We start from the raw sequence: 13,548 nt of genomic DNA, 5'->3' as shown, positions 1-13,548 counted from the left end.
ACCGCAGATTGAGGCAGACGAACGCAAATGAACGCAGATAGATTTAAATAACTATCTGCGTTCATTTGCGTTTATTTACGGTTAAAAAACAACTCTTTCGCTAAGCGAGAAAATCATACCAAATCCCGGAGTTGGTAAGTAGCTGTCATTCGGTGTAATCATTCCAATACAACCGGAATTCATATCAGGAGTTAGGTCGATCTATACTGACATTTTTTGAGGTGCAGCTACTTATGCAATCAAATCTAGGTTTATAGTTGCGCTTGGGCGTCCAAGCGCAACTACAAACCTAAAACTCCTTTCTTGGTTCACAGCGCGTCCGAAAATTATCGCACTAGGAAGCTGCCCTTGCAGCAGTCCGGGGACGGCGCCGGCCCGTCACCTGATTGGCAGGAGATGGCGATGATTGCGATGATTGCGATGATTGCGATGATTGCGATGATAATAGCTTAGGTGCTTCCAGGGAACCTGGAGATACTGCTGCTTTTTCCGATCGCACTGCTTCTTCAGGAATTTGCATCAGGAATACCAGCAGCGGATTGCTTTGCAGTTCCCGGCGCATCACCCGCTGAATTGCTTTTTCTATTTGGGTTTGCACTCCTACCCAGTCAATGTCAACTTGCGAGTCAGCAGTGGCGGGTTTGACAAATTCTGACCAGCGATCGCTCAAAACTGTTTCAATGGTTTGAGTGATTAATTTGATCACCTCCGCGCGATCGGCTGATGTCACTACACCTTTCAAGTGGACTTCTGGTTTAGCAACTAATTTGCCTTCCCAATTCAAAGCCGCCGCTACAGTTACAACCCCATCTCCGGCTAACTGCTGACGTTCCTTGAGGACGCTAGCTTTGACCACGCCCGATCGAGAAGCATCTACCAATTCAATTCCTGAAGGCACTTGACCAGCGACTCGCATTGAATTTTCAGTTAATTCTACGACATCGCCGTTATCAATAACCACCATATTGCTAGCGGGAATGCCCATACTTTGAGCAGTCTTGGAGTGCTGGATCAGCATCCGGTGTTCCCCGTGCACTGGCAAGAAGAACTTGGGACGAGTCATGTTAATCATTAACTTTTGGTCTTCTTGACAACCGTGACCCGAAACGTGAATGCCTTTGTCGCGGCCGTAAACCACGTGTGCTCCCAGCATCATCAGTTTATCGATCGTGTTTACCACTGCGATCGTATTTCCCGGAATCGGATTAGCTGAGAAAATGACTGTATCGCCCTTTCTGATTTTCAGTTCGTGATGTTCGCCGTTAGCAATGCGAGTCATCGCCGCCATCGGTTCGCCTTGGGAACCCGTAGTTAAAATCAGTACCTTGTCTTCAGCCAAATTGCGGATTTCTTTCAGCGGTTTGAAAATACTATCTTCGCACTTGATGTAGCCGAGATTGCGGCAGTGAGCGATGACGTTAAGCATCGACCGGCCAACCACTCCGACATACCGATTGTTTTTCTTAGCCAAGTCCAAAACTATTTGCAATCGGTGTACCGACGAAGCAAAAGTCGTCAGCATCACTCGTCCCGGTGCTTGAGCGATAATTCTGTCTAAATTCGGCGCCACAGAACTTTCCGAAGCGGTAAAACCAGGAACTTCCGAGTTAGTAGAATCGCTGATCAAGCAAAGCACGCCTCTCTCGCCGTACTCGGCCAGCTTTTGCAAATCAAAATGCTCGCCGTCTACAGGAGTGTGGTCAATTTTAAAGTCTCCGGTGTGGATCACAATTCCAACGGGAGTGTGAATTGCCACAGTAAAACTGTCGGCCATCGAGTGAGTGTTGCGTATGTATTCGACTAAGAAATTCTTGCCAATTCTGACAGTATCCCTGGGTCTAACCGTTCTTAATTCAGTGCGGTGAGACACTCCTGCTTCTTCGAGTTTTCCGGCTAGCAAAGCCATCGCCAAACGGGGGCCGTAGATGACCGGAATTTCAAATTGTTTGAGGTGGTAAGGAATTCCCCCGATGTGGTCTTCGTGACCGTGAGTCACGATCATACCTTTAATTTTGTGGCTGTTTTCCCGCAGGTAAGTCATGTCTGGAAGGACAATATTTACCCCGTGCATTCCATCTGTCGGGAACGCTAAACCGGCATCTAAAAGAATGATTTCGTCGCCGTACTCGAACACACAAGTGTTTTTACCAATTTCGTGCAGCCCGCCGAGGGGAATTACTTTTAGAGCAGATGCAGTTGTATTTTTGATCATGCGTATCCTTTCTTAGTTATTTTTGTTATTGGTCTGTGGTCTGTGGTCTTTCGTCTTTCGTCTTTCGTCTACTGTTCGTTGGTAGGGCGATATTTTTCCCAATATTTATGGAAAAATCCCTGGCGGGTTTTACTCTCCCGTACAGTCAGTTGTCTTTGGCCTTCATTCTTCTATCTTCAGTCTTTAATCCTTGACTGTTAGCTACTTACTAACACTTAATTACTAATGACTGATGACTCAGAACTAATGACTGATAACAACCAATATTCAGTTGTCTGAAAACTCGTTCTCGCTCGTCTTGCTAGCTGATACTGCTGCTAGCTGACTCAGTACGTCCTTTAACTTTTGAGTTACCTCAACGGGCGGATCGCACAGGGGCGGACGGGTGGAACCTACATCCCAGCCTTGAAGTTTGAGAGCTGTCTTGACGGGAATGGGATTTGTGGTTAGAAAAAGAGCTTTAAACAGGTCAAAAAGTTGCAAGTGAATCTGGGTAGCGACTTGAACTTGACCGGCCTCGAAAGCTTTGATCATCTGTTGCAGTTGCTCTCCTACCAGATGGCTGGCTACGCTAACTACACCAGATCCTCCTACCGCCAACATTGGCAAAGTTAGGGAATCATCTCCAGAATAGATGGCAAATTCAGGGGATGTCAAGCACCGAATTTGACTTGCTTGATCCAAGTTGCCACTTGCTTCTTTTACGGCCACAATGTTGGGGATTTCTGCCAATCTAGCCACCGTCTCCGGCAACATATTTTGACCAGTGCGACCGGGGATGTTATATAACATTATAGGCAATTCTGGAGCAGATTGCGCGATCGCCCGAAAATGATTATATAAACCTTCTTGCGGGGGTTTGTTGTAATAAGGAACCACCTGCAAACAACCATCTAACCCGAGTTTAGCTGCTTTTTTCGTAGCTGCGACTGCTTCTGAAGTAGAATTCGATCCGGCTCCTGCGATTACCAACGCCTTACCGGCCACCGCCTTTTGTACCACCTGAAATAATTCGTACTCTTCATCCCAGGTCATAGTGGGAGACTCGCCAGTAGTTCCGCACACTACCAAGCTATCTGTACCGCGATCGGCTAAATGAACTGCCAATTGTTCTGCTACCGCATAGTTAACACTGCCGTCTTCCTTAAACGGCGTAATCATTGCAGTCAGAACCCGTCCAAACTTTACCACACTTTCTCCGATTTTAGACTGTTGATTTTTGATTTTAAATTTTTGATTTCAGATGAAAGGTTTATCTAAAATCCCCAATTTCAATTTCCAAATTGCCAGGGTTCCCCTTAATTAGAAGCCGCCGCCACTTGGGTTCGCAACAAATTTTTTTGAACCAGCAACTCAGCTATCTGCACCGCATTTAAAGCCGCTCCTTTGCGGATTTGATCGCCAGACAGCCACATCTCCAACCCGCAGGGGTGAGAAATATCTTGGCGAATCCTGCCAACTAACACGTCATCCTTACCGCTGGCTTCTGCGGGCATCGGGAAATAATTAGCTTGCCAGTCTTCTACCAGCTTAACTCCGCTTGCCTGCTTTAAGATTTCCCTGGCCTCGATCGCGCTAAAAGGCTCTGCAAACTCTAGATTAATCGCTTCCGAATGAGCCCGCAGTACGGGAACCCGCACACAAGTTGCCGTAATTTTAATCTCGTCCGTACCAAATATCTTCCGAGTTTCGTTTACCATTTTCATCTCTTCTTCACAATACCCCAAATCGTTAATCGGGGTGTTGTGCGGAAACAAATTAAATGCTAAGGGGTAGGGAAATATATCTGTTTTGGGCGTTTCCCCCTGCAAAATTGCTCTTGCTTGAGCTTTCATTTCCTCCATTGCCCTCGCCCCCGCCCCGCTGGCAGACTGGTAAGTCGCTACAACGATGCGCTGTATTGGCCTAACTTTGTGAAGTGGCCAAACGGCAACTGCCATCAAAATAGTCGTGCAGTTGGGATTAGCAATTATACCTCGGTGAGCTGCTGCTGCTTGGGGATTGACTTCGGGAACCACTAGCGGTACCGTCGCATCCATGCGGAAGGCGCTAGAATTGTCAATTACCACTGCCCCGGCTGCCACCGCTTGCGGAGCCCATAATTTAGAAGTAGAACCGCCGGCAGAGGCGAGCACCAGATCTACATTATCAAAAGATCGCGCCGACACTGCTTCGACCGGCAGCATCTCGCCGCCAAAAGGCAAAGTTGTGCCTGCTGAACGTTCCGAAGCCAGCAGCTTCAAGTTAGAAATCGGAAAACTCCGGCTGTGCAAGAGTTCTAGCAACTCGGCCCCCACTGCGCCGGTGGCTCCTAAAATGGCAACTCGATAGGATTGAGACAAATTAGTTTCCTCCAAAAATTAAAGTCTAAACGATCAAAATCAAAAATTTAAATAACTGCAATTCTCAATATCAAACTTAATTAATGTTATGCGATATCAGGAGCATGAGAGGATAGCAATGGTGCAGTTAACCTAAAAGGGCGATCGAACTTCCCGATTGATCCGGGCGATCGTACCCAATGCCAGTTTAGCATCTTTTGCCGCTCGCCCACGCCCAATCCGCATCCGGTTAAGTTTTGGGATATATCTGCATTTTCGCAGGCGCATCTATTGACTTTGACTGGCCGCAGAGGCCGGCAAGATTGACATCACAGGGCGATATGTGCTATGGTGCATCGGCAATTAGTGGACTTAACCTCCACATTCCTAGCAGCAAAAGCTAGTATCCTCAAACCAAAACTATTTGGCAAGAGCCAAAAAAGTAGCCGGCAATGACTTACAGTCTCATCCGGTAAAGGTGTTGTAGTTGTGCCGTTACGAGTCAAAGCGTACAAAATTAAAATGCAGGCAAAGTCAGATTTGTATGTATTTTATTACACTATTGTTAAATATCAAAAAAGCCGATGAAAGTAACCCAGGAAAAACTTCCAGCTAGCCAAATTGGTCTGGAAATCGAAGTACCGTCAGAAAAGTCAAAACAAGCTTACGAGCAAGTAATTAAACAATTTGCTCGCGAGGTTAATATTCCTGGGTTCCGCAAAGGCAAAGTTCCCCGTCAAGTTTTGCTACAGCGCCTAGGCCAGACTCGTTTGAAGGCGACGGCTTTGGAAAATTTGATTAATGATTCCCTGCAAAAAGCCCTCGAACAAGAAAAAATTGCTGCAATTGGCAGTTTTGAACTTCGCACCGAGTTTGAAGAATTACTAGCTAAGTTCGATCCAGAACAGCCTCTGATTTTTTCGGCGAAGGTTGACGTACAACCCGAAGTGAAAATGGGTCAGTACACAGGTTTGCAGCTTCAAGCAGAAGAAGCTAAGTATGATGAGGCTCAGGTAGATGAGGTACTGGCAAAATATCGATCGGACAAAGCTACTTTAATCCCCGTAGAAGGCCGGCCGGCTCAGTTGGGAGACACGGCTTTGGTTGATTTCTCCGGTAGATTTGCAGAAGCAGCAGAAGGCGAAACTCCCGCAGAAATTCCTGGTGGCGAAGCAGAAGACTTCCAAGTAGAATTATCGGAAAATCAGTTTGTACCGGGCTTTATCCAAGGCATGATCGGGATGAATCCAGGAGAAACTAGAGAAGTTTCTGTGCAGTTCCCCGAAGAGTATAGCAGTGAAGAATTAGCCGGAAAACCCGCAGTCTTTACGATTACTCTCAAAGAACTTAAGGAAAAAGAATTGCCGGAGTTGGACGACGACTTCGCGCAAGAAGTCAGCGAGTTTGAAACTTTAGCCGAACTGCGCGAATCGCTCGAAACTCGGTTTAAAGCAGACCAAGAAAACAAGACATCCGCTAATAAGGAAAAAGCTATATCAGCAGCCCTCGTGCAGCTAATAGAAGTGGAAATTCCCGAAACAATGGTCGATCGCGAAATCGATTATTTGTTGAATCAACAAGCCGTCCAATTGAGAAATTACGGCATAGATATCAACCAACTGTTTACCGAAGAAAATATGGGCCCGATGCGGGAACGCTCGCGCCCGGAAGCAATCGAGCGCCTCAAGCAGAATTTAGCTCTGGCAGAAGTAGCCAAGCTGGAATCCTTATCTGTTGAACCAGCAGAAGTAAAAGCAGAAGTAGCAAAAATCAGAAAGCAGTTTCCCAAAGGAGATTTTGACCCCCAAAGGTTGCAGGAATTTGTAGCAGAAGACTTGCTCAAACAAAAAACCCTGAAATGGTTGGAAGAAAAAGGAACAATCGAACTCGTACCTGAAGGCTCTCTGACTCCTGCAGCAGAAGAATCAGAAGAATCGGACGCTGAAGATTCAGCAGAAGCAGCCACGAGCGTTGAAGTGGAAGTCGTAGGCGAAGATTAGGGCGCAGAATCAAAGTAGTAGGGACACCGCACGCCAGCCCTTCTTCGTGTCAACAAACACGTTAAACCCGCAGTCCGGCAGGGGTTTAAACCCCTGCCTCAAAGCTAAAGTCCTCGCTATGAGGACTGAATAATCCATTAGTCCTCATAGCGAGGACTTTAGCTATAAGCCCCGTGGAATTCATTCCCTGGCGGACTAGCGGGTCCACTGGTGGACTTGGCGGGCTGAAAGCTTAAGTGGACACTAATGGGGCCTTGGAGTGTCCCTACGGCGGGGATCGATCGGGGGTATCTGAATTGCGATCGAATTTTACGTTTAATGTCGAGCTACTGTTGAATTTGGGTTAAATAGTCACAAGATTTTTGCTCGACTATACCCAATGGCCAATGCCCAATGCCCCATTCCCCATTCCCCATTCCCCCGATATCTGTTCAGAAGAGGCATAATAGTTAAAAGCTGGCGGCTTAATTTAAAGCTTTCATCAGCAGCAGCAAATTGTCTAGAATCCTTGACTGGTGTCTTATGGTTGTATCTCAATCTTCCAATTACCTAATTACAAGCTATAACGATTTTGATGTCAGTTCCAGCCCCAGCAATGTAGTGCCGATGGTACTAGAACAGTCGGGGATGGGCGAGCGGGCTTTTGACATTTACTCGCGCTTGCTGCGGGAGCGAATTGTGTTTTTAGGAACTCCCGTAACCGACGAAGTTGCTGACTCAATAGTGGCTCAGCTATTGTATCTAGATGCCGAAGACCCAGAAAAAGATGTCCAAATGTACATTAATTCCCCCGGCGGCTCGGTGACGGCCGGCATGGCAATTTATGACACAATGCAGCAAATCCGCCCGGATGTGGTGACGATTTGTTACGGTTTGGCAGCGAGTATGGGCGCATTTCTACTGACAGCAGGAGCCCACGGTAAGCGGATGTCTCTTCCGAGTTCCCGAATTATGATTCACCAGCCGCTTGGAGGCGCTCAAGGTCAAGCAGTTGATATTGAGATTCAAGCCAAAGAAATCCTTTATCATAAGCGTAAGCTGAATCAACTGCTAGCGCACCACACAGGTCAACCGATCGACAAATTAGAGGCGGATACAGAGCGCGACTTTTTTATGTCAGCCGAGGAAGCCAAAAATTACGGTTTGGTCGATCGAGTTATCGCTAAGGAAAACCTTCCGACGGCGGGAGAGAATGTCACTGCACTGAATTAAGAGGCTGTTATGTCTAAGTACGACTCCCATCTAAAATGTTCGTTTTGTGGCAAGTCTCAAGAGCAAGTACGCAAGTTGATCGCAGGACCAGGGGTGTATATCTGCGACGAATGCGTTGACTTGTGCAATGAAATTTTAGATGAGGAGTTGTTTGATTCGAGTGCAGTACCCGCAGCGGCGGTGGCTCCGAAGCAGGAAACGACGCAAAAGCGCCGCGGTACTTCGGGCAAAAGTATGTCGCTGAGCCAAATTCCCAAGCCGAGGGAAATTAAAAATTATCTCGACGAAAATGCGATCGGGCAAGATGAGGCGAAAAAGGTGCTCTCGGTGGCAGTTTACAACCACTACAAGCGCCTCAGCTTTATCCATGCAAAAAATAGCGGCAAGCACCCGCCGGAAGAAGTAGAACTGCAAAAATCGAATATTTTGTTAATCGGGCCGACGGGCTGCGGAAAAACTCTGCTAGCTCAGACTTTGGCAGATATGCTGGACGTGCCGTTTGCGGTGGCTGACGCGACGACGCTGACGGAAGCGGGCTATGTCGGGGAAGATGTGGAAAATATTTTGCTGCGGCTGCTGCAAGTAGCAGATATGGATGTGGAAGAGGCGCAGCGCGGAATTATTTATATTGATGAAATTGACAAAATAGCCCGCAAAAGCGAAAATCCTTCGATTACGCGGGATGTGTCAGGTGAAGGCGTGCAGCAGGCGCTGCTGAAAATGCTGGAGGGGACGATCGCCAATGTACCTCCCCAAGGTGGCCGCAAGCATCCCTACCAAGACTGCATCCAAATTGACACTAGCAATATCATGTTTATCTGCGGCGGTGCTTTTGTCGGTCTTGAGAAAGTGATAGAGCAGAGAACGGGTAAAAAGTCAATGGGTTTTATTCAGCCGGGAGAAGCTCAGCCGAAGGAAAAGCGGGCTGCTGATGTACTCAAGCAACTGGAACCGGATGATTTAGTGAAGTTTGGGATGATTCCTGAGTTTATTGGGCGGGTGCCTGTGGCTGCGGTGCTGGAACCGCTGGATGAGGAAACGCTGATGGCGATTTTAACGGAACCGCGCAATGCTTTGGTTAAGCAGTATCAAAAGCTGCTGAAGATGGATAATGTGCAGTTGGACTTTAAGCCAGAGGCGATTCGGGCGATCGCCCAGGAAGCATACCGCCGCAAAACTGGAGCACGGGCGCTGCGGGGAATTGTCGAAGAATTGATGTTGGATGTGATGTACGAGTTGCCGTCGCGCAAGGATGTTGCCCGGTGTACGATTACTAAGGAAATGGTTGAGAAGCGATCGACCGCCGAGTTGTTGGTACTTCCGTCTTCGCTGCCCAAGCCAGAGTCAGCTTAAAAGTAGATATTCACAATCACTAGGTGACTCTAATTCAACCTAAAACTTTTAGGGTATTAAGAAACCTGGAAGGGCAGCCACTCTTAGCAGCGCCCCTACTAAAAAAACCGGGTTTCTCGGTTTTTTTTAGTGATATACTTACCAATCTATAAAATCATCCTCACCTAACTCAGAAGATAACTCGGAAAAATCCGGTTCAGATTCCAATCTAAAAGTTTCCGACTCCCAAATCTCCAAGTCATCCGACAAATTGACTACTTGCCCGTCAAACATATCAGCCAATTGCCTAGCCGTATTCGCGACATCTCGCGCATCATCACGCACCGCTATAGCCTGAGCGTTAAAGTCATTTTGAGAGTTTGTAGAACCGTTTGTGGGCGATCGTGATTCGGAAATTAGGGGCACATTAACGGCGGTATTTTCAGGCGCTGGCGGGTGTTTTTGTTCTTCTCTACCCTTCCCCAAAAAATCATCTGTAATCTCAGAATCCGCAGACTTGTGCACCTGTTGGCCCGCATCACTCACAGGATGAGAATTCCTGGGATTTTCGCCAACACGTCCGTTAGAAGTGGGCAAATCCTGGGCGCGGGAACTATTAGTTTCAGCGGGATTTGTCAATCCCACTTTTACTGTTACTCGACGGTTAAAAATTTGCAAAAAAGCTTCTGCAATATTAGCTACTTTGTCTTTAACCATATTGAGCAACGGCTGCGAACTAATCTTAACATAAGCAGTATCATTGCTAAAAATTACTAGCTGTCCATGTTGGCGAAGCAGCGATTGAGTTCCATGCGGTCGCACGCGGTCAAGTACCTGTTCCCACACTCGATTTAAATCGATTTCATCGGCTGAATTAGTCGATGAATAATTTGTTTGATTCGTTTCAGCAGTTGGTACAGGTACGGGAATCGCAGCAGGAGGTGTGCTTTCTGTTCGATTAGCCACCGGCTGCGACTGAGGTGGAGGATTTTGCGAATTGGGAACTGAAGATTGTTCAATATTAGATGTCTGGCTGCCCCCCGATTGTAGGGGCGGTGCCTCCGTGCCCGCCCTGGGTTGGGGGGGGTGATTTTGTGGTGGTTGAGCAACATTTTTAGCTGGTTCTGCTGTTGGTTGTGGCTGAGTTCTAATTGCTGAGGGCAATAATCCCAACAGCGTTACTTCCAGCCACAAACGTGGCTGAGTAGTGTTTTTAATTTGCACTTCGTGGGTTTGCAAATGTTTCTGACCTGCCAAAATCAACTCCGCATCCCAACTGCGGGCAAAATCCCCCAGTTTTTCCCAAGTTGCTGATGTTAAAGCTACTAAATCTGACCGCTTTGGTGCAGCTTTGGCTATTAGCAAATCTCGGTAAAAGCTGGCGAGACTTTGCAGCACGATTAGCGGTTCCCGGCCGCGATCCATGAGGTGGCGAGTCATGTCTATTAGTGCTGTAGCGTTATCTGTATCAATAGCTTGTAGCAAATCCATTAAATCATTTTCGGGAACCGCGCCGACTAAATCCCAAACTTTTTCGACTGTTACTTGACCGGGAAATAAGCTCAGTTGGTCGAGCAAACTTTCGGCATCTCGCAGACCTCCTTGGGCAATTTGAGCAACCATTTGTACTGCGTCACTGGCAATATTGATATTTTCTAATTGGGCAATTTTGTGCAAGTGAGCAATCATTGCGTCGAGGGGGATGCGGCGAAAGTCGAACTTTTGGCACCGAGAAATAATAGTTGGTAATACTCTTTGTGGGTCGGTTGTGGCGAGGACGAATACAACGCGATCGGGTGGTTCTTCTAATGTTTTCAATAAGGCATTAAATGCCTGGGTACTGAGCATATGAACTTCGTCGATTACATATACTTTATAGCGGCATTGTACGGGGGCAAATTGAGCTCGTTCGATCAAATCCCGAATGTTATCTACTCCGGTGTTGCTGGCTGCGTCAATTTCGATGACATCTAGTGTCGAACCTCGGGCAATTTCTTGGCAAACGTTGCATTTGCCACAGGGTGTCGGGGTAGGGGCAACCGTAGAAATACAGTTGAGAGATTTGGCGAAAATTCTGGCACTAGAGGTTTTACCGGTGCCTCTGGGGCCGGTGAATAGATATGCTGGTGCTATGCGCTCTTGTAGGATGGCGCTGGTGAGGGTTTGGGCGATCGCCTCTTGACCGACTAATTCGGCAAATGTCTGAGGGCGATATTTGTGATGCAGGGGTTCGTAGGTCACGATCGAATATTGGTGGTATTAGCTGTAATCTTAGCTAAGGAGACGTTGTTCGATCGCACCAGAGCTAGACTTTCACAGCAAGCCGCCCGGTGGGCTTACACGGCGTCCGTGAGCAAACAGTAGGAATTAGCACCCTCCTAACGTCCGCCCCTCGATCGTCCGGGCGATCGGCTGTTTTGCTTGATGTTTTCCGCTGCTGGCTCCCAGAGTTACTATTAATTTATGTGTATTTCTTTTTATTTTTCTAGAAAAGGAGACCTCCGAACAAACATTTTTTTTAGCTGTATTGGTATAATATATTACAGACAATTCACCATTTCAATTGGTCAGTACCAGCACGCGATTTTCCGATATTTCGGAAACTGGCTTGCAGTTAAAGATAAAGTATTAATTAGAGGGTGCGTGCTCCAGTTGCAGAAATCCAGTTGTACCAAGATGATGGTGGAATGATGTCAATGTTGGTTGATCCAGTTGCACTACCAGCTCTACTCTGGAGTCCTGTATAAATATAGCGTCAAATTTTACCCTTTAAAAGCCCATGTCAACCCAAATAATCCTTGTAGAACCAAGGTTGGCAGTAGCCTCTCCCAAACCTAAACAGGCTAAACCCGGAGATCCGTCCTCAGACCAACTCTTCATGGGAGCGTCGGGATTACTGTTGTTATTGCTTATCGGTTTAGCGGTGTTTACCAAGCTAAAACTCGACGATTTGAGTAAAAAGCTCAAATTTGAGGAGTTTAGAAATCGAGAACTCCAGAAAAAATACAAAATGGCTCTGGAAACCATGTTAAAGATGGAAAAGAATCCCGACCTTATCCACTCACGAGACTTTAATTTAGACTACCTGAGAATGCGAATGGCGGAAGAAGTATTTCACTTTGCCATTGTGAACCAGATCAAGGTAAAAGTTAAAGAAAAAATTAGTATTGCCCTGCGTCCGACTCAGGGGGCAGTGGGAGATAAAAACGGGAATGCGGGCAGTGGCAGGCAAGTGGATTCGATGTTTGATATCGAATACGAAACTGGCGATCCGGCGGTAAAAATAGAAAAACGAGTGCTGTTTCGGATTCAAATTAAGCTGATGAAACTGCCGACTCAGGCAACATCAGCAACAATTAATCAAATTATTGACTGTTTGGAAACTTATCTGAGTCCTTCAGACGACCACGACAGTTGGCAGCCGACTATTCAAGGTCGCATCGTTCATATTGAGTGGGATCAAAAAGCCAAGCCGACGCCGATGTTGGTTTTGGAACAGTCGAATGAAGGGGTGAATGTTACCTTTAGGACTACGAGAACGCCGGCCGGCAGACCTACAAATGCCAATGATAGCCAATTGGTAGGAGTTAAGGGTCAAAAAAGTGGCAAAAGTAGTTCTAAAACTCCCGCCAAAGGTGCAACGAAAAGTCCTGCCAAGGTAGGAGCAAAGCGTCCCGGTTCTCGGAAATAAGTTGAGGTGAGTTAATATTATTTTCCCCAAAGAACGCCGGTTGTCACCGTTGTTGATGTGTCTTGTGCGAGGTAGCCGTCTTCCATGTGAATAATGCGATCGGCTATATCTAAAATGCGGTTGTCGTGGGTGACAAGCAAAATAGTACAGTGCTGTTCTTTGGCCAAACCTCGCATAATTTCTACTACATCTCGACCTGATTTACTGTCTAGTGCTGCTGTGGGTTCATCTGCTAAGACTAATTTCGGCTGGCTGACTAATGCGCGGGCGATCGCAACTCTTTGTTTCTGACCACCAGAAAGACTGTCCGGGTAATAATCTATTCTTTCTCCCAAGCCTACAGCTTCCAGCATTCCTTCTATTTTATCATTAGTTTCTTGGGGAGAAAGATGGTTGTGTAGGTCGAGGGACATTTGCACATTTTGCCTAGCTGTCAAGCATTTGAGCAAATTGTGAGCTTGGAAAATATAGCCGATGTCGCGGCGGACTTTAACTAATTTATTTTTCGGCGTTCCCCGCAATTCTTGGTCGAGAATTTTCAGACTACCTTCTTGGATCGATCGCAAAGCTCCAATCAAGGTTAACAATGTGGTTTTACCAGACCCCGAAGGCCCAGTCATCAGCACGATTTCGCCCGGATAAATTTCGAGGTTGATATCAAATAATGTCTGTTTGCGAAGTTGTCCTTCGCCGAAAGAATGATTGAGATTTTTAATTGAGACAACTGGTAAAGTATTCATTCGTAATTTGTAGCTGTTAATTCGTAATTGATAATTGGTA

Annotated in this window: 9 protein-coding genes; 4 read left to right on the top strand and 5 right to left on the bottom strand. The window is 46.7% G+C overall.

Features of this window, described 5'->3' with window-relative positions:
• Window positions 1–334 precede the first annotated feature (334 nt).
• The 3 genes from QUA24_RS07135 to QUA24_RS07125 all read right to left on the bottom strand — a co-directional run bounded on the left by QUA24_RS07135 (window position 335) and on the right by QUA24_RS07125 (window position 4,554).
• Window positions 335–2,212 carry a ribonuclease J gene (locus tag QUA24_RS07135; protein WP_333228388.1) on the bottom strand — a complete coding sequence of 626 codons (1,878 nt, stop codon included), beginning with the start codon at window positions 2,210–2,212 and terminating at the stop codon, window positions 335–337.
• Between the two features lie 267 nt (window positions 2,213–2,479).
• Window positions 2,480–3,403 carry a 4-hydroxy-tetrahydrodipicolinate synthase gene (dapA, locus tag QUA24_RS07130; RefSeq protein WP_333228386.1) on the bottom strand — a complete coding sequence of 308 codons (924 nt, stop codon included), beginning with the start codon at window positions 3,401–3,403 and terminating at the stop codon, window positions 2,480–2,482.
• 107 nt (window positions 3,404–3,510) lie between these two features.
• Window positions 3,511–4,554, bottom strand: coding sequence for an aspartate-semialdehyde dehydrogenase (locus tag QUA24_RS07125; protein ID WP_333228384.1), 1,044 nt, complete (start codon window positions 4,552–4,554; stop codon window positions 3,511–3,513).
• 563 nt (window positions 4,555–5,117) lie between these two features.
• Here QUA24_RS07125 and tig point away from each other — a divergent pair.
• The 3 genes from tig (at window position 5,118) to clpX (ending at window position 9,098) form a co-directional block, all read left to right on the top strand.
• On the top strand, window positions 5,118–6,533 hold the full coding sequence (gene tig / locus QUA24_RS07120; RefSeq protein ID WP_333228382.1) for a trigger factor: 1,416 nt from the start codon (window positions 5,118–5,120) through the stop codon (window positions 6,531–6,533).
• Between the two features lie 522 nt (window positions 6,534–7,055).
• On the top strand, window positions 7,056–7,745 hold the full coding sequence (gene clpP / locus QUA24_RS07115) for an ATP-dependent Clp endopeptidase proteolytic subunit ClpP (RefSeq protein ID WP_333041644.1): 690 nt from the start codon (window positions 7,056–7,058) through the stop codon (window positions 7,743–7,745).
• Between the two features lie 9 nt (window positions 7,746–7,754).
• Complete coding sequence (gene clpX / locus QUA24_RS07110; RefSeq protein ID WP_333054758.1) at window positions 7,755–9,098, top strand: ATP-dependent protease ATP-binding subunit ClpX; 1,344 nt, start codon at window positions 7,755–7,757, stop codon at window positions 9,096–9,098.
• A 138-nt stretch (window positions 9,099–9,236) separates the two neighbouring features.
• Here the strand turns inward: clpX and QUA24_RS07105 are convergent, their stop codons facing one another.
• Entirely contained in the window at window positions 9,237–11,318 is a 2,082-nt protein-coding gene (locus QUA24_RS07105) for a DNA polymerase III subunit gamma/tau (protein WP_333228380.1), read from the bottom strand.
• A 538-nt stretch (window positions 11,319–11,856) separates the two neighbouring features.
• On the opposite strand from QUA24_RS07105, the gene QUA24_RS07100 reads away from it, so the two are divergent.
• Window positions 11,857–12,768, top strand: a complete 912-nt coding sequence (locus tag QUA24_RS07100; RefSeq protein WP_333228378.1) for a hypothetical protein — start codon at window positions 11,857–11,859, stop codon at window positions 12,766–12,768.
• A gap of 17 nt (window positions 12,769–12,785) precedes the next feature.
• On the opposite strand, the gene QUA24_RS07095 is transcribed toward QUA24_RS07100, so the two are convergent.
• Complete coding sequence (locus QUA24_RS07095; protein WP_333228376.1) at window positions 12,786–13,508, bottom strand: DevA family ABC transporter ATP-binding protein; 723 nt, start codon at window positions 13,506–13,508, stop codon at window positions 12,786–12,788.
• Window positions 13,509–13,548 lie beyond the last annotated feature (40 nt).

Source organism: Microcoleus sp. Pol12B5, assembly GCF_036701335.1.
Classification (GTDB): Bacteria; Cyanobacteriota; Cyanobacteriia; order Cyanobacteriales; family Microcoleaceae; genus Microcoleus.
The sequence above is the reverse complement of the archived record's forward strand: the minus strand, read 5'-3'. Positions and strand labels throughout refer to the sequence as shown.

Bases quoted from the DNA above. Each gene is read 5' to 3' on its own strand.
- QUA24_RS07135 (WP_333228388.1), bottom strand. From the start codon at position 2,212: ATGATCAAAAATACAACTGCATCTGCTCTAAAAGTAATTCCCCTCGGC.
- tig (WP_333228382.1), top strand. From the start codon at position 5,118: ATGAAAGTAACCCAGGAAAAACTTCCAGCTAGCCAAATTGGTCTGGAA.
- clpP (WP_333041644.1), top strand. From the start codon at position 7,056: ATGGTTGTATCTCAATCTTCCAATTACCTAATTACAAGCTATAACGAT.
- clpX (WP_333054758.1), top strand. From the start codon at position 7,755: ATGTCTAAGTACGACTCCCATCTAAAATGTTCGTTTTGTGGCAAGTCT.
- QUA24_RS07100 (WP_333228378.1), top strand. From the start codon at position 11,857: ATGTCAACCCAAATAATCCTTGTAGAACCAAGGTTGGCAGTAGCCTCT.
- QUA24_RS07095 (WP_333228376.1), bottom strand. From the start codon at position 13,508: ATGAATACTTTACCAGTTGTCTCAATTAAAAATCTCAATCATTCTTTC.